Source organism: Modestobacter sp. KNN46-3 (genome assembly GCF_011039295.1).
Genome location: NZ_JAAKGN010000005.1, coordinates 1 through 16,050 on the forward strand (window position 1 = coordinate 1; position 16,050 = coordinate 16,050).

The following is a 16,050-nucleotide window of genomic DNA, read 5'->3' on the forward strand; positions in this document are numbered from 1 at the left end:
CGGCTGTGGATGGGCGAGACGCGCGTGCCTCCGCACACCGGCTCCGGCGACCACCACCACGGCGACTCGGAGACCGCGATCCACGTGCTGCGCGGCCACCCGGTGTTCGTCTTCGCCGAGCACGGCGGTCGAGCAGATCCAGGCCACCCTCGACGCCACCCACGCCCAGCAGGTCGACAACGAGATGGGCACCGAGCGCTACGCCTACCTCTTCGAGCCGGGCACCTACGGCACCGACAGCGACCCGCTGCAGATCAAGGTCGGCTACTACACGGAGATCTCGGGGCTGGGCGCCTCGCCGTCCGACGTGGTGATCAACGGCAAGGTCGAGACCTACAACCGCTGCCTCGCCCCGGACAACTGCATCGCGCTGAACAACTTCTGGCGCACCGTCTCGAACCTGACGATCCAGGTCAACGGCACCGGGCAGGACGGCTGCCGGGCGCCGACGAACTTCTGGGCCGTCTCCCAGGCGGTGTCCATGCGCCGGGTCCAGGTGCAGGGGGGCGACCTCTCGCTGATGGACTACTGCACCGCGGGGCCGCAGTACGCCAGCGGCGGGTTCATCGCCGACTCGACCGCCGGCACCGTCATCAACGGCTCGCAGCAGCAGTGGTACACCCGGAACAGCGTGATCGCCGAGTGGACCAACGGCGTGTGGAACCAGGTCTTCTCCGGCGTCGAGGGCGCTCCGGTCGACGCCACGTTCCCCGACCCGCCGTACACCACGCTGGAGACCACCCCGGTCAGCCGGGAGAAGCCGTTCCTGTTCCTGGACGAGCGCGGCCGCTACGCCGTCCGGGTGCCGGACGCCCAGCGCGACACCCGGGGGGTGAGCTGGGACGACGGGATGACCGCCGGGCGCACCATCCCGCTGTCGGAGTTCCTGGTCGTCACCCCGGACACCGGGTTCGGGCGGATCAACGCGCAGCTCGCCCGGGGTGGGCACCTGCTGTTCACCCCCGGGGTCTACGACGTCGCGCACAGCCTCGAGGTCAAGCGGGCGGACACCGTCGTCCTGGGCATCGGGCACGCGACGCTCACCGCCACCCGCGGGGTCACCCCGCTGGAGGTCGAGGACGTGCCGGGCGTGGTCGTCGCCGGGCTCACCATCGACGCCGGGAGCCAGCTGTCCCCGGTGCTGCTGCAGGTGGGGGACGGCAAGGGCCGGTCCCGGTCCGACGCGGCGGACCCGACGACGCTGTCCGACGTCTACTTCCGGGTCGGCGGCCCGCACGTCGGGAAGGCCGACGTCGCCCTGCAGGTGAACAGCGACCACGTGCTCATCGACCACACCTGGGTGTGGCGCGCCGACCACGGGGTCGAGGACTTCACCGCCGGAGTCAACGGCGACACCGACCGCTGGGGGACCAACGTCGGACGCAACGGCGTGGTCGTCAACGGCGACGACGTCACCGCCACCGGCCTCTTCGTCGAGCACTTCCAGCAGCACAACACCATCTGGAACGGCGAACGCGGCCGGGTCGTGCTGTACCAGAACGAGATCCCCTACGACCCGCCGTCGCAGGCCGACTGGCAGGAGCCGGACGGCACGCTCGGCTGGGCCGGCTACAAGGTCGGTGACCACGTCCGGCAGCACCGGCTGGACGGCGGTGGGGTCTACGGCTACCAGCGCAACGCCGAACCCGGCATCACCACCGAGACGGGGTTCGAGGTGCCGGTCACGCCGGGCGTGCAGCTGCACCACGTCATGACCGTCCACCTGGACGGCATCGGCGTGATCGAGAACGTGGTCAACGACGTGGGGGGCCGGTCGGACGCCAGCACCCAGGGCACGCCGCAGTACGTCGTGGACTACCCGGGCTGACCCGTCGCCGGCGGGCCGGGGCGTCGTGCCCCGGCCCGCCGGTCACGCCGAGCCCCGGACCACCAGCCGCAGCACCTCGGCCCGCTCGGGGGCGGGCGCCGGGGCGCCGTCCAGCGCCGCGGCGACGGCGGTGGCGATGGCCCGGGCCTGCACTCCTGCGTCCTGGGCGACGGTGGTCAGCGCCGGGTCGCTCAGCCGTGCGGCGGGGACGTCGTCGACCCCGATCACCGCGACGTCGCCCGGTACCGACAGCCCGCAGCCGCGCACGCCGGCGACGACCGCGAGCGCCACCTCGTCGTTGTAGGCGGCCACCGCGGTGACCCCCGCGCTCCGCCAGGCGCGGACGGCGGCGGTGGCCGAAGCGACGTCCAGGTCGACGTCCTGCACCACCGGCGCGGCCAGCCCGCGGCGCGCGCACTCGGCGCGGACCCCGCTGAGCCGCCGCTCGGCGAAGTCGGCGAGCCGGGGCTCGACGGGTGCGGCCCAGCCGAGGTGGACGTGCCCGGTGTCGGCCAGGTGCCGCACCTGCAGCTGTCCGACCCGGGTCTGCGGGACGGCGAAGACCGCGCGCGGGTCCTCGTCGAGGGAGGTGTTGAGCACCTGGATCCCGGCCCGGCGCATGGCGTCGGCGTCCTCCGCCCCGAACTCGGTGAAGCCGACGACGGCGCGCGGGGTGACCGCCCGCCAGAGCTCCGCCAGCGGGCGAGGCCCCCGGCCGTGGTGCACCAGCACCGACAGCTGCCGGTCGGCCAGCTCCCGGGTCAGCTCGTCGAGGACGGTGTCGAGGACCGGCCCCACCGTCCAGTTCGGCAGCACGCAGAGCACCAGGTCGCTGCGGCCGCTGCGCAGCGTCCGGGCAGCGGCCGAGGGGGAGTAGCCGAGCCGGGCCGCCGCGGCCAGCACCCGTTCCCGGGTGTCGGCGGAGATCATCGCGCCGTGCTTGTCGTTGAGCACGTAGCTCACCGTCGTCCGGCTGACGCCGCTCTCCAGGGCGACGTCGGCGCTGGTGACCCGTGGCACGTCTCTCCTCCCGCCCGGTGTGCTGCGGTGATCGTGCCGTACCGGTCACGGACGGGGAACGCGCTCGCTCGCCGACCGGGCGCCGGCACCCGACCGCAGGGCCGGGACGGTGCGCCGGCCGGCCCAGCTCCGCGATCGCCGCCGCTGGCGCGGTGGTGTCGCCGGCCGCGCTGCTGACCGCTCCGGACGCAGGCTCAGTGCGGGCAGCGTGCGGTGCACCAACGGGCCGATGCCGAGCGCGTACAGCACGGTGCCGACGCCGACGTTGCCCCCGAGCGCCCAGCCGGTGGCCAGGACGCCGACCTCGATCGTCGTGCGGACGACCCGCAGCGACATCCCGCGCGCGGCCAGGCCGGTGCTGAGCCCGTCGCGGGGGCCGGCGCCGAGGCCCGCACCGATGTACGCGCCGGTGGCGATCCCGTTGAGGAGGATGCCGACCAGCAGCAGCGGCACCCGGACCGACAGGGTGGTCGGTGCGGGGACCAGGGCCAGCGTGGCGTCGAGGGCGACGCCGAGCACCAGCACGTTGCCGACGGTCCCGACGCCCGGCCGGAGTCGCAGCGGGACCCAGGCCAGCAGGACCAGCGCGCCGACGAGGATGGTCCAGGTGCCGATGGACAGGCCGAAGCTGCGGGACAGCCCCTGGTGCAGCACGGCCCACGGCATCTGCCCGAGTCCGGCCTGCAGCATCAATCCGGAGCTGAAGCCGTAGAGCAGCAGCCCGGCGAGCAGGAGCACCGCGCGGGTGGGGCGACGGTCGAGGGGCATCGGGTCGATCAGGAGCATGCCCTCACCCAAACCGAGCTTGGCCTTGTCCGAACAGGGCCAAGTGGACGACGATGGCCCGGTGCGCACCGACCGGCTGGCCGACCTCCTGGGACCCTGGCTGGACGGCGGCCGGGCCTACGCCGGTGTGGCCGCCGGGATCCGCGGCCTCGCGCTCGACGGCCGGCTGTCGGTGGGCGCCCGGGTGCCGTCGGAACGGCAGCTGGCCCAGGCGCTGGGCCTGAGCCGCACCACCGTCACCGCCGCCTACGACGTGCTGCGTGGTGAGGGCTACCTGCACAGCGCGGCAGGCGCCGGGAGCCGGGTGACCCTGCCGTCGTCCGCGCCGGTCCGCCCGGACGCCGACCCGGGGGAGCCGGCCGTCGTCCGGGACCTCACCATCGCGGCGGCCCCGGCACCCGCCCAGCTGCTCGACGCCGTCGCCGGGGCCACCGCCGACCTGCGCCCGCTGCTGGCCGGCCACGGCCTGCACCCCTACGGCCTGCCGGCGTTGCGCACCGCGATCGCCGGGCACCTGACCCGTCGCGGCCTGGCCACCGAACCGGAGCAGGTGCTGGTCACCAACGGGGCGCTGGCGGGCTGGGACCTGCTGCTGCGCACCGTCACCCGGCCCGGGCAGCGGGCACTGGTCGAACAGCCCACCTACCCGGCGGCGCTGGACTGCCTCGCGGCCCACCACCTGCGGCCGGTCGCGCTGCCGGTGGGCGCCGACGGCTGGGAGCTGCCGGGCGCCGCAGCCGACGTCGCGCTGGTGACCCCGGACGGGCAGAACCCGACCGGCCTGCTCGCCGACGACGGCCAGCGCCGGGCGTTGCTGGCCGCCGTCGACGCCCCGGTGGTCGCCACGGACGAGACGTTCGCCGAGCTGGTGCTCGACGGCGCCCGGCCCACCGCGCTCGCCGCGCTCGACCGCCGGGTCGTGACCCTCGGCTCGATGAGCAAGGCGTACTGGTCGGGGCTGCGGGTGGGCTGGGTGCGGGCGGACCCGACGCTGCTGGCCCGGCTGGCCCAGGCGCGCGGCACGGTCGACCTCAGCAGCCCGGTGCTGGAGCAGTTGGTCGCCGCCCGGCTGCTCGCCGTCGCCGACGACGTGCTCGCCGACCGGGTCGGCTGGCTGACCGCCGCCCGGGACGGGCTGCTCGCCGCACTCGCCGCACGACTGCCGGACTGGCGCGTCGAGCGGCCGCGGGCCGGCTCGGTGCTCTGGGCGCAGCTGCCGGGGGAGAGCTCCACCCGGCTCGCCGCGCACGCCCTCGACCTGGGCCTACGGGTGACTCCGGGGCCGCGGTTCACCGTCGACGGCACCGCCGACCGGTGGCTCCGGCTGCCGCTGAGCGTGCCGCCGGAGCAGGCCGACGAGGTGGCCGCCGTGCTGCAGGCGGCCTGGGCGCGCACGGCGAGCGGGGCGAACAGCCGCCGCACGCCGTCCCGCTGGACCGCCTGACGTCCAGTGTCACGGGCAGGTGCCCCGCACCTGCGGACTCCACCGACCCACCCGCAGCCGGAGCCGGCCGGCCCAGGCTCGCCGGCGACGTGGGCGACATGATGTCCGGGTGATCCCAGAGGGCTACGAGCTGCGCGACGTCGCGCCACAGGTCGAGGAGTACCTGACACTGCGGCGGCGGTCCGGGCTGTCGCCGAAGACGTCGAACCAGGCCACCGCGGCCCTGTCGGGCAGTTGGGCGGCGGCTTCGGTGGTGCACTCGGGGACGGCGGTCGCCATGGGCCGGGTGATCGGGGACGGCGGCTGGTACTTCCACGTGGTCGACATGGCGGTGCTGCCGGAGCACCAGCGGCGGGGGCTGGGCGATGCCGTGCTCACCCGGCTGCTGGCACGCATCGCGGCGGTCGCTCCGCCGAACGCCTACGTCAACCTGCTCGCCGATCCACCCGGCCGCCGGCTGTACGCCCGGCACGGCTTCGTCGAGACGGCACCGGACTCGATCGGGATGGCCCTGCGGTTCTGATGGTCGGCCTTGATCAGAGCAGCTTGAGGGTGAGCGCCTGACGGCCCTCCTCCGAGCGGGCGGTGGCCATCCGCTCGGCGCTCGGGGTGCCGTACTCCGTCGTCCGCTGGCGGGCCGGCCGGCCGATCGCGGCGGCCATCGCCTCCAGCTCGGCGATCGTCTTCAGCGACCCGTTGCCGGAGCCCGCCATCCGGCTGATCGTCTCCTCCATCAGCGTGCCGCCCAGGTCGTTGGCACCGCCGTCGAGCATCGCCTGGGTGCCGGTGTCGCCGAGCTTCACCCACGAGGTCTGGATGTTGTCGATCCGACCGTGCAGCAGCAGCCGGGCCACGGCGTGCACCGCCCGGTTCTCCCGGTTCGTCGGCCCCGGGCGGGCCACCCCGGCCAGGTAGATCGGCGCGTTGTGGTGCACGAAGGGCAGCAGCACGAACTCGCGGAAGCCGCCGGTCCGGTCCTGGAGCGCAGCCAGGGTCCGCAGGTGGCCGACCCAGTGGGCGGGGGTGTCGACGTGGCCGTACATCATCGTCGAGGTCGTCGGCAGGCCCACGGTGTGCGCCGTCTCGACGATCTCCAGCCAGGTCGCCGTCGGCAGCTTGCCCTTGGTGAGCACCCAGCGGACGTCGTCGTCCAGGATCTCCGCCGCGGTGCCGGGGAGGGAGTCGACCCCGGCCTCCTTCGCCGCGGTGAGGAAGTCGCGGAAGCTCAACCCGGTGCGGGCGGCGCCGTTCACCACCTCCATCGGCGAGAAGGCGTGCAGGTGGATGTCGGGACGGCGCGACTTCACCTCCCGGGCCAGGTCGAAGTAGGCGGTGCCGGGCAGGTCGGGGTGGATGCCGCCCTGCATGCAGATCTCGGTGGCCCCGCCGGCCCAGGCCTCGTCGACCCGGTCGCCGACCTGCTGCATCGACAGGGTGAAGGCGTCGGCGTCGGTGCGCCGCTGGGCGAACGCGCAGAACCGGCAGCCGGTGTAGCAGACGTTGGTGAAGTTGACGTTCCGGTTCACCACGTAGGTGACGTCGTCGCCGTTGACGTCCCGGCGGACGGCGTCGGCCAGCGCGCACAGGTGCTCGAGGTCGGTGCCGTCGGCGCCGAGCAGGGTCAGGTACTCGGCGTCGGAGAGCCCTGCCGGGTCCTGCTCGGCGTGCAGCAGCGCGGCCAGCACCTCCCGGTCGCCGACGGTCAGCGCGGTCGACGAGCCGTCGCGGGCGGCGACGGTCGCCTCGCGCAGCTCCGACCAGTCGCCGTAGACGGCGTCGAAGTCGCTGCGCCGGTCGCCGGTGCGGCCCACGGTGTCGATCTCGGTGTGCAGGTCGACCCGGCCGGAGGAGGTCCAGGCCTCGTCCGGCTCCTGCCACGGCAGGCCCACCGGGAGCCGGCCCTCCACCGCCAGGCCGTCGGAGCCGGCGAGCGCGGAGACGTGTGGGCGCACCCGCGGGTCCAGCCACGGCTCGGGCTGGGTCACGTAGCCGGGCTGGGCGGCCAGCCGCTCGCGCAGCGTGAACCCGGCCTCGGCGCTCAGCGCGGCGAGCTTGTCGATGTTCGGCCACGGCCGCTCCGGGTTGACGTGGTCAGGGGTGAGCGGGGAGACCCCGCCCCAGTCGTCGACGCCGGCACGCAGCAGCAGGCCGAGCTCGGTCGAGTCGCTGAGGTTCGGCGGTGCCTGCACCCGGGCGGCCGGGCCCAGCATCAGCCGGCTGACCGCGACCGCGGCCACGTACTCCTGCAGGTCCAGGTCGTCGTGGGCGGCCATCGCGGTGCGCGGCTTGGCCCGGAAGTTCTGCACGATGACCTCTTGCACGTGCTGGTGCCGCCGGGCCGAGGCGCGGATCTCGGCGATCGCGTCGACCCGCTCGGCGTAGTTCTCCCCGATGCCCAGCAGCACGCCGGTGGTGAACGGGACGGCGGAACGGCCGGCGTCCTCCAGCACCCGCAGCCGGACGGCGGGCTCCTTGTCCGGGCTGCCGAAGTGCGGGCCGCCCTTCTCCGACCAGAGCCGGGTCGCCGTCGTCTCCAGCATCATCCCCATCGAGGCGGCGACCGGCTTGAGCCGCTGGATCTCCTCCCACGACAGCACGCCGGGGTTCAGGTGGGGGAGCAGCCCGGTCTCCTCCAGCACCCGGATCGCCATCGCCCGCAGGTAGCCCAGCGTCGAGTCGAAGCCGTGCGCCTCCAGCCACTCGGCGGCGACCGGCCAGCGCTCCTCCGGACGGTCGCCCAGGGTGAACAGCGCCTCCTTGCACCCCAGCGCGGCCCCGGCCCGGGCGACGTCGAGCACCTCGTCCGGCGACAGGAACGGCGCCTTGCCCTGCGCGCGGAGCTGGCCGGGCGTGGTCACGAACGTGCAGTAGTGGCACCGGTCGCGGCACAGGTGGGTGAGCGGGATGAACACCTTGCGGCTGTACGTGACCACCCCCGGGCGGCCGGCCGAGGCGAGCCCGGCGTTCCGCACCCGGGAGGCCGCGGTCAGCAGCCGGTCCAGCGGTTCGCCCTCGCCCAGCCCGCGGGCGTGCAGCAGGGTCTCGGCCTCGGTGGCGTCCAGCGTCACCCCGCGCTCGGCGCGCACCAGGGCACGGCGGAGGGCAGAGGGCGACGGGGCGGGGAGTGACTGGCTCATCTCCGCTCCGACGCTATCCCCGTGGGCTGACACCCGCGCCCCCCAGCCCCCGGCCCGGCCACCCCTGCGGCCACCAGAATGGCCATTTCGGTGGTCACGGGGTCAGCTCAGGGCGGTGACGGCGATGTCGGTGGCGCGGGCGATGAGTGCGTCGGAGTACTCGGCGTCCGCCTCGTCCCGGCTGGAGAGCACCGCGAGCACGATCGGGGCGCCGTCCGGTGGCCAGACCACGGCGATGTCGTTGCGGGTGCCGTGGCCGCCGCCCCCGGACTTGTCCGCGACCTGCCAGTCCGCCGGCACGCCGGCCCGGACGAGGGTGCCGCCGGTCGCGTTGTCCCGCATCCACCCGGTGAGCAGGTCGCGGTCGGCCGGGTCGAGGGCGTCTCCCAGCAGCACGGCCTGCAGGTCGGTGGCCAGGGCGCGGGGCGTGCTGGTGTCCCGCACGTCACCGGGGACGGCGGTGTTCAGCGCGGTCTCGGTCCGGTCCACCGACGTCACGTCGTCGCCGAGGTCGCGCAGCGCCTGCTCCAGGCCTGCCGGGCCGCCGAGCCGGTCGAACAGCAGGTTCGCCGCGGTGTTGTCGCTGTGCTGCACCGCCGCCGCGGCCAGCTCGCGCAGCGGCAGGCCCGCGCCGACGTGTGCCTCGGTCACGGGGGAGTGGGGCACCAGGTCCTCGGCGGTGTAGGTGACGACCTGGTCGAGCTCGGCGTCGCTGGTCCGGTCCAGCACCGCGGCGGCCGACAGCGCCTTGTGCGTGGAGGCGTAGCCGAACCGCTCGTCGGCGCGGTGCGCGACGACCTGCCCGGACCCGGTGTCGACCGCGTAGAGCCCCAGCCGGGCGTCGAACTCGCCCTCCAGCGCCGTCAGCGCCTCCCCGACCGCCGGGGCGGGGGTGGCAGGGAGGGTGCTCGACGACGGGGCGGACGACGAGGACGACGGCGCCGCCACCGGACCCGGACCGCCCGAGCAGCCCGCGAGCGCCAGCAGCGCCGTCAGCGCCACGGCCGCCCGCTGCGCACGCACCGGGAGACCTTGGTCGGCGCACAGCGGCCGCATCACGGCCGCCGCAGGGGTGCACCGACGCCGTCGGCCCAGCGGCCGCGCAGTCGCACCAGCGGGTCGCCGTCCCCGAGCACCGGGACGCCCTCCACCGTCAGCAGCACCACGACGTGGCTGCCGGCCTCGACCACCGAGGCGACCGTGCAGTCCAGCGCCGCAAGCGCGCCGTCCAGCACGATCGCGTCGCTGACCGGGGCGCGGTGCCAGGGCACCGACTCCAGCAGGTGTCGGGCGCTGGGCCGCCCCGCCGAGGCGAACCGGCTGGCCAGGATCGCCTGGTCGGTGCTCAGCACGTTCACCGCGCCGCTGCCGATGCCCTGCAGCACCTCGGCCGGGTACCCGTCGGCGGCCAGCCCGAGGGCGATGAGCGGCGGGTCGGCGGAGACGCTCATCACCGAGGTGACCGTCGTCCCGACGTCGTCGATGTCGTCGCGCACCGTCAACAGCACGACCCCCGCGGCGTACTGGCGCAGGGCGGCGGCGTGGTCGGCGGGATCGACAGGCACGGGGGTCAGTCGACCACAATGCCGAGGTGACCACTGCGAAGCAGACGTACGACGTCATCGTCCTGGGTGCCGGATCGACAGGGGAGAACGTCGCCGACATCGCCACCCGCGGCGGGCTGAGCACGGTGCTGGTGGAGAGCGAGCTGGTGGGCGGCGAGTGCTCGTACTGGGCGTGCATGCCCAGCAAGGCGCTGCTGCGGGGCAGCGAGGCGCTGGCCCAGGCCCGCGCCGTGTCCGGCGCCGCGGCCGCGGTCACCGGCGAGCAGGACGTCGCCGCCACCCTCGACCGCCGGGACGGCTTCACCAGCCACTGGGACGACGCCGGCCAGGCGCAGTGGGTCGAGAGCGCCGGGATCACCCTGGTGCGCGGGCACGGGCGGCTGGTGGGGGAGAAGCGGGTCGTCGTGGCCCAGGACGACGGCACGGACCTGGTGCTGCTCGCCCGGCACGCCGTCGCCGTCTGCACCGGGTCCCGCGGCGCCGTCCCGCCGGTCGAGGGCCTGGCCGACGTGCAGCCGTGGACCCCGCGGGAGGCGACCAGCGCGAAGGAGGCGCCGGGCCGGCTGCTGGTGCTCGGTGGCGGCTACGTCGGCAGCGAGATGGCCACCGCCTGGCAGCAGCTGGGCTCCTCGGTGACCCTGCTGCAGCGCGGGGGCCGGCTGCTGCCGGCCCTGGAGCCGGCCGCCGGCGAGGCGGTCGAGGCGTCGCTGCGGGCGATGGGCGTCGACGTCCGGCTGAACAGCGAGGTGCGCTCGGCCCGCCGGGAGGACGGCGGCGACGTGGTGCTCACGACCGCCGACGGGGAGTTCCGCGGCGACGAGGTGCTGGTCGCCACCGGCCGCGCCGCCAACACCGACGAGATCGGGCTGGACACGGTCGGCCTGGAGCCGGGCCGGTACCTGGACGTCGACGAGTCGCTGCAGGTGCCCGGCGTCCCGTGGCTCTACGGCGTCGGCGACGTCAACGGCCGCCAGCAGCTGACCCACATGGGCAAGTACCAGGCGCGCCAGGCCGGCGCCGCGATCGTCGCCCGGGCGCGCGACGAGGAGGTCGACCTGGCCGACTGGTCGCCGTTCGTCGCCACCGCCGACCGGCGGGCGACGCCGAGCGTGGTGTTCACCGACCCGCAGGTCGCCGCGGTCGGGCTGACCGCCGTGGAGGCCGCCGACGCCGGCGTCCCGCACCGGGTCGTGGAGTACCCGATCGGCAGCATCGCCGGCGCCTCGCTCTTCGCCGACGGCTACGCCGGGACGGCGATCGCCGTGGTGGACACCGAGCGCGAGGTGCTGCTCGGCGTCACGTTCGTCGGCTCCGGGGTGGCCGAGCTGCTGCACTCGGCAACGATCGCGGTGGTCGGCGAGGTGCCGATCAGCCGGCTCTGGCACGCCGTCCCGTCCTACCCGACGATCAGCGAGAGCTGGCTGCGCCTGCTCGAGACGTACCGGGGCTGACGGGTGCACGACGGGAGCCGGATCGGCCTCGTGCTGCACCCGCACCGCGACTGCGTGGGCGCGGTGGCCCAGGTGCTGGCCTGGACCACGACGCACGGGGTGGAGCTGGTCGCCGCGGCAGCGGACGTCGAGCGGCTGCACCTGCACGGTGTGACGCCGGTGGACGTCGCCGAGCTGGCCAGCAGCTGCGACGGGATCATCGCCCTCGGCGGTGACGGCACGCTGCTCGGCGCGATGCGGATGGTGGTCGCCGACCCCGTCCCGGTGCTGGGCGTCAACTTCGGCCGGCTGGGCTTCCTCACCGAGGTCGAGGGCCAGGAGCTGGACGGGGCGCTCACCGCGCTGGCCGAGGGCCGCTCGACGCTGGAGTCGCGCAGCTGTCTGGTGGTGCGGGGGCCGGGCTGGGAGACCGTGGCCTTCAACGACGTCGTCCTGGCCCGGGTGCCGGGGGAGGGCATGGTCGACGCGACCCTGTCGGTGGCCGGCCGCCGTTACGGCCACTACCGGAGCGACGCGCTGATCATCGCCACCCCCATGGGGTCGACGGCCTACAACTTCGCCGCCGGCGGTCCGGTGATGTCCCCCGGGGCCGCGGGCGTGCTCGTCACCCCGTCGGCGCCGTTGAACGGCATCGACCGCACCGTGGTGCTGGGGCCGCACGAGCCGCTGCACCTGGCGCTGCCCGAGACCGCCGGGCACCCGGCCGTGGAGGTGGACGGCCTGGTGGTCGGTCGCCTGGGCCCGGGGGACGAGCTGCACGTCGAGGCCCGCGCGGACGCCGGGCTGCTGGTGCGGCTGGACGACTGGCTGGCCGCCGACCGCAGCCGGGTCAAGCTCTCGCTGCTGGACCTCCCGCTGTTGCCGGAGGAGCTGATGGAGCTGGTGCCCGAGGAGCTTCGCCGACGGACACCGGGCGGGGTGCCGGCCCCGGGCACCGGCCCGGCGCGCGCCCCGCAGGGCGCCCGCGGGCCCGGCGACGAGGTCGGCTGAGCCGGCCGGCGGCAACGGGGCGACGCGGGGGCCGGCCGGACCCCGTCACCCTGGCGCCCGGTGGGGCGTGGTGCAGTAGGGGACGTGCAACCGGGCAGTGATCGTCGGACGTGGCAGCGGTACATCGCGCTGGGGGACTCCTTCACCGAGGGCCTCAGCGACCCCGAGCCCGGGACGCCGGACTCCTTCCGGGGCTGGGCCGACAGGCTCGCCGAGCACCTCGCCGCGGCCTCGCCGTCGGGCACCGTCGAGTACGCGAACCTCGCCGTCCGCGGCCGGCTGCTGGCGCAGGTGCTGACCGAGCAGGTGCCGGTCGCGCTCGCCTCCGGACCCGACCTGGTGAGCCTGGTCGCCGGTGGCAACGACCTGCTGCGCCCGGGCGCCGACCCCGACCAGCTGGCCGCGGACCTGGAGGCCGCCGTCGCCTCCCTCCGCGCGGCCGGAGCCGACGTGCTGCTGGCCACCGGCGTGGACCCACGGCAGACGCCGATCATCCGCCGCACCCGGGGCCGGGTCGCGGTCTTCAACACCCACCTGTGGTCGATCGCCGCCCGGCAGGGCGCCGTCGTGCTGGACCAGTGGGGCGCCTCCTGGGTCCAGGACGCGCGGATGTGGGACCCGGGCGACCGGATCCACCTGACGCCCGAGGGGCACCGACGGACGGCGCTCGCCGCCGCGGCCGCGCTGGGCGTCCCGGTGGCCGGCGACGACACGGACTGGCGCACCCCGCTGGACCCGGCGCCGCCGCTGCCGGTGCGGGAGGTGGTCGGCCAGGAACTCGCCTGGGTGCGCGGGTTCGTCCTGCCATGGATCGGCCGCCGGCTGCGCGGTGAGTCCTCGGGCGACGGGCGGGCGGCCAAGCGACCCGATGCGCTCCCGTTGCGCGCCGGCGTCGTCACCGTGCCGGACTCCTGACCAGGGGAACGGACTCCTGACCCGGGGAACGGACGCGCAGGTCCGTTCCCCGGGTCAGCTGCGGCCGACCTCCGGCAGGTCGCCGGTGTCCAGGCCCAGCCGCTGCTGGAAGGACTCCAGCCACGGGCGCAGCCCGGAGAGGTCGGTCGGGTCGGCGGTCAGCGCCCGCAGGTCGCCCAGCTCCGCGGGCTCCCGCGGCCCGGGGACGCCCGGGGCGTCGGGGGCACCGTTGGCGGCCAGCAGCGCACGCAGTTCCAGGAGCGCGCTGGAGGGCCGGAAGACGCCCGGGTCGAAGGAGTCGCCCTGCGGTGACCCCGCCTCGGGCACCTCGTCGCGCACCGGGGCGTCGGCCGACGGCGTGGACGGGGGCTCCGACGTGGTCCCCTGGAGCTCGAAGGAGTCGAGCTGGGGGACGGCGGCGCTGCCCACGGCCGGGCCGGACCCGTCGAGGTCCTGCTCGGCGAGCGCGGCACCCAGGTCGAACCCGGGTCCTGGCTCGTCGTCGTCCGATCCGGACCACTCCGGCTGGGGCCCGGCGGCGGAGCTGTCATCGGCTGCCGGGGCCGGGTCCGGCGTCGGGTGCACCGGCGGGTCGTCGAGGTCACCGAGCCGCGGGGGCGCCGGGTACTCGTCGAGCTCGCGGGCCGGCAGCGGGGCGGGCCGGCCGAAGGCGTAGCCCTGGGCCATCGCGCAGCCGTGCTCGCGCAGCCAGCGGGCCTGCTCGCCGTCCTCGATGCCCTCGGCGATCACCTGCAGGCCCATGCCCTGACCGAGCTGGAGCAGGCCCTGCACCAGGGCCGCGGTGGCCGGCTGGGCGACGATGTCGGCGACGAAGGAGCGGTCGATCTTCAGGGTGTGGATGGGCAGCCGGTGCAGCGCGGTGATGGCGGAGTAGCCGGTGCCGAAGTCGTCCAGCGCCAGGGTCACGCCCGTCTCGGTCACCGTGTCGACGGCGTGCAGCGTCGCGTCCGCGGCGAACAGCGCGGTCGACTCGGTGATCTCCAGCTCCAGCCGGTCCGGCGCCAGCCCCGACTCGGCCAGGGCGTCGGCGACGAGCTCGCTGAAGCCCGGCTCGGCCAGGTGCCGGGCGGAGATGTTCACGTGCACCCGGAGGGAGGGGTCCCAGCCGGCGGCGTCCCAGCAGGCCTGGTGCAGCACCCAGGCGCCCAGGCGGGAGGTGAGTCGGTTGTCCTCGGCGGCGGACAGGAACGCGCCGGGGGGCAGCAGCCCGCGGGTCGGGTGCTGCCAGCGGATGAGCGCCTCGTAGCCCAGCAGGTGCTCGTCGGACAGCGCGACGATCGGTTGGTAGAACAGCCGCAGCTCGCCGGCCTCCAGCGCGTGCCGGAGGTCGGTCTCCAGCTGCAGCTGGTCGACGTAGCCCTCGCCGAGCGCCTCGTCGTGCACCTCGATCCGGCCACGGCCGCCGCTGGCCTTGGCCCGGGCGAGCGCGCTGTGCGCCTGCCGCAGCAGGGCCTCGGGGGCGAGGTCGGACCCCAGCGTCATGCCGACGCTGGCCGACAGGGTCACCTCGCGGTCGAGCACGTGGAAGGGCTCGTCGAGCACGCCGAGCAGGCGGTCGGCCAGGGTGTGCAGCCCTTCGACGTCCTCGACGTCCTCGGCGAGGACGAGGAACTCGTCGGCCCCGAAGCGGACGGCGGTGTCCTCCACCCGGGTGCTCCAGCGCAGCCGGTCGGCGACCTGGCAGAGCAACTGGTCGCCGCCCTCGTGGCCCAGGGAGTCGTTCACGGCGGTGAAGCGGTCCAGGTCCAGGTGCAGCAGCCCGACCAGCGTCCCGCGCCGGCCGGACGCGGCCAGGGCACGCTGCAGCCGCTCGGTGAGGGCCCGCCGGTTGGGCAGCCCGGTCAGCGGGTCGGTGAAGGTGCGCCGGACCAGGTCGTCCTCGACCCGGCGGCGGTCGGTCACGTCGACCAGGGTGAGCAGCACGAACTGCGGCTCGCCGTTGCTGTGGTGGACGAGCTCCTGGGTCTGCATCGCCCAGATGCTGCTGCCGTCCGCGCGGCGCAACCGGCGCTCGCCGACGACCTGCAGCTGGGGGTCCAGCAGCGGGGTGCCGGGCACGTGCTCGGCCGCGCGGTCCTCGAGGGGGACGTCGTCGGGGTGGGTGAGCAGGTCCAGGTGCCGGCCGACGAGCTCGCCGGAGGTCCGGCCGGTCAGCTCGCACATCGCCGGGTTGACGACGAGCAGCCGGCCGTCCGGGTCGACGACGGCCTTGGCGACGGGCGCGGACAGGAAGAGGGCACGGAAGAGCTGGCCGCGGTCGGCCAGCAGCACGTCGGCCGCGCTCAGTCGTCGCCCGGCAGCGCCGGCGGGCCCGGGGGCGCCTGGCGACTCGGGGGCGGGGGTGGTCACCCGGACAGCCTGGACCATGGCCCGCCCCCAGCCGGGGAACCTGCGCGGGACGATTGTGTTCGTGCCGTCACTTTCCGTGACTGGCTGACCTCAGTCGTCCCGCCGGTCCGCTGCGACACACCGACCCCGCCCGCGGCCCGTCACTCGGCGATGGTGACCTCTCGGGAGAAGGCGACGTAGCCGGCGAAGTCCTTGCCGACCCGGTCCACCGCGGACGGCTTGAGGTCGGGGTAGCTCCAGGCGCCGTCCTTGCGGGTGCCCTCCGGCGTGACCACGTCGAAGTACTGGGCCGGCCCCTTCCACGGGCAGGTGTAGGCCGTCGGGCTCTCGGTGAGCGTGCCGGCCGTGACGGCCGACGGCGGGAAGTACCAGTTGCCCTCGATGCGGACGAGCTCGGACTCGGGTGCCTCGGCGATGACGGTGTCCTCGACGGTCGCGCGCATGTGCCTGCTCCTCGGTTCGCTGTGGCTCTGGACACATCCGGCAACGCGCGCACCGCTCCGGGTCATCCCACCGTGGCTCCCGGGAACACCCCCGGCCCCGC

The 16,050-nt window shown here is 75.1% G+C and carries 13 protein-coding genes; 6 read left to right on the forward strand and 7 right to left on the reverse strand.

Annotated features, from left to right (window positions below):
- The first annotated feature begins 184 nt into the window (after positions 1-184).
- A complete protein-coding gene (locus G5C62_RS02835; RefSeq protein WP_206330441.1) occupies positions 185-1,828 on the forward strand; it encodes a glycosyl hydrolase family 28-related protein in 1,644 nt (547 codons plus the stop codon).
- Positions 1,829-1,870: 42 nt separating this feature from the next.
- On the opposite strand, the gene G5C62_RS02840 is transcribed toward G5C62_RS02835, so the two are convergent.
- Both G5C62_RS02840 and G5C62_RS02845 read right to left on the reverse strand, forming a co-directional pair.
- Positions 1,871-2,848 (reverse strand): LacI family DNA-binding transcriptional regulator, encoded by a 978-nt coding sequence (locus G5C62_RS02840; protein WP_164699924.1) that lies wholly within the window; start codon positions 2,846-2,848, stop codon positions 1,871-1,873.
- A 45-nt stretch (positions 2,849-2,893) separates the two neighbouring features.
- On the reverse strand, positions 2,894-3,634 hold the full coding sequence (locus G5C62_RS02845; RefSeq protein ID WP_206330442.1) for a YitT family protein: 741 nt from the start codon (positions 3,632-3,634) through the stop codon (positions 2,894-2,896).
- Positions 3,635-3,695: 61 nt separating this feature from the next.
- Between G5C62_RS02845 and G5C62_RS02850 the strand changes: the two genes are divergently transcribed.
- Positions 3,696-5,078: a PLP-dependent aminotransferase family protein gene (locus G5C62_RS02850; protein ID WP_164699925.1), complete on the forward strand. Its 1,383-nt coding sequence runs from the start codon at positions 3,696-3,698 to the stop codon at positions 5,076-5,078.
- Positions 5,079-5,187: 109 nt separating this feature from the next.
- The gene (locus G5C62_RS02855) at positions 5,188-5,601 is read left to right on the forward strand and encodes a GNAT family N-acetyltransferase (protein WP_206330443.1); all 414 of its coding nucleotides are present in this window, start codon (positions 5,188-5,190) and stop codon (positions 5,599-5,601) included.
- 13 nt (positions 5,602-5,614) lie between these two features.
- Here G5C62_RS02855 and G5C62_RS02860 read toward each other — a convergent pair whose 3' ends face one another.
- The 3 genes from G5C62_RS02860 to G5C62_RS02870 all read right to left on the reverse strand — a co-directional run bounded on the left by G5C62_RS02860 (position 5,615) and on the right by G5C62_RS02870 (position 9,780).
- Positions 5,615-8,215, reverse strand: a complete 2,601-nt coding sequence (locus G5C62_RS02860) for a bifunctional FO biosynthesis protein CofGH (protein WP_164699926.1) — start codon at positions 8,213-8,215, stop codon at positions 5,615-5,617.
- Between the two features lie 102 nt (positions 8,216-8,317).
- Positions 8,318-9,238 carry a class A beta-lactamase gene (bla, locus tag G5C62_RS02865; protein WP_206330444.1) on the reverse strand — a complete coding sequence of 307 codons (921 nt, stop codon included), beginning with the start codon at positions 9,236-9,238 and terminating at the stop codon, positions 8,318-8,320.
- 32 nt (positions 9,239-9,270) lie between these two features.
- Positions 9,271-9,780, reverse strand: coding sequence for a flavin reductase family protein (locus G5C62_RS02870; protein WP_052091254.1), 510 nt, complete (start codon positions 9,778-9,780; stop codon positions 9,271-9,273).
- Positions 9,781-9,806: 26 nt separating this feature from the next.
- On the opposite strand from G5C62_RS02870, the gene G5C62_RS02875 reads away from it, so the two are divergent.
- The 3 genes from G5C62_RS02875 (at position 9,807) to G5C62_RS02885 (ending at position 13,136) form a co-directional block, all read left to right on the forward strand.
- Entirely contained in the window at positions 9,807-11,231 is a 1,425-nt protein-coding gene (locus G5C62_RS02875; protein ID WP_164699928.1) for an NAD(P)/FAD-dependent oxidoreductase, read from the forward strand.
- A gap of 3 nt (positions 11,232-11,234) precedes the next feature.
- The gene (locus tag G5C62_RS02880) at positions 11,235-12,221 is read left to right on the forward strand and encodes an NAD(+)/NADH kinase (protein WP_164699929.1); all 987 of its coding nucleotides are present in this window, start codon (positions 11,235-11,237) and stop codon (positions 12,219-12,221) included.
- An 84-nt stretch (positions 12,222-12,305) separates the two neighbouring features.
- Positions 12,306-13,136, forward strand: coding sequence for an SGNH/GDSL hydrolase family protein (locus tag G5C62_RS02885; RefSeq protein ID WP_164699930.1), 831 nt, complete (start codon positions 12,306-12,308; stop codon positions 13,134-13,136).
- 54 nt (positions 13,137-13,190) lie between these two features.
- Here the strand turns inward: G5C62_RS02885 and G5C62_RS02890 are convergent, their stop codons facing one another.
- Positions 13,191-15,506, reverse strand: a complete 2,316-nt coding sequence (locus G5C62_RS02890; RefSeq protein WP_241175669.1) for a bifunctional diguanylate cyclase/phosphodiesterase — start codon at positions 15,504-15,506, stop codon at positions 13,191-13,193.
- Between the two features lie 140 nt (positions 15,507-15,646).
- Entirely contained in the window at positions 15,647-15,949 is a 303-nt protein-coding gene (locus G5C62_RS02895; protein ID WP_036336479.1) for a DUF427 domain-containing protein, read from the reverse strand.
- Positions 15,950-16,050: the final 101 nt, after the last annotated feature.

Coding starts and splice junctions, on each gene's coding strand:
- G5C62_RS02835 (WP_206330441.1), top strand. CDS start 185: ATGGGCACCGAGCGCTACGCCTACCTCTTCGAGCCGGGCACCTACGGC.
- G5C62_RS02860 (WP_164699926.1), bottom strand. CDS start 8,215: ATGAGCCAGTCACTCCCCGCCCCGTCGCCCTCTGCCCTCCGCCGTGCC.
- G5C62_RS02895 (WP_036336479.1), bottom strand. CDS start 15,949: ATGCGCGCGACCGTCGAGGACACCGTCATCGCCGAGGCACCCGAGTCC.
- G5C62_RS02845 (WP_206330442.1), bottom strand. CDS start 3,634: ATGCTCCTGATCGACCCGATGCCCCTCGACCGTCGCCCCACCCGCGCG.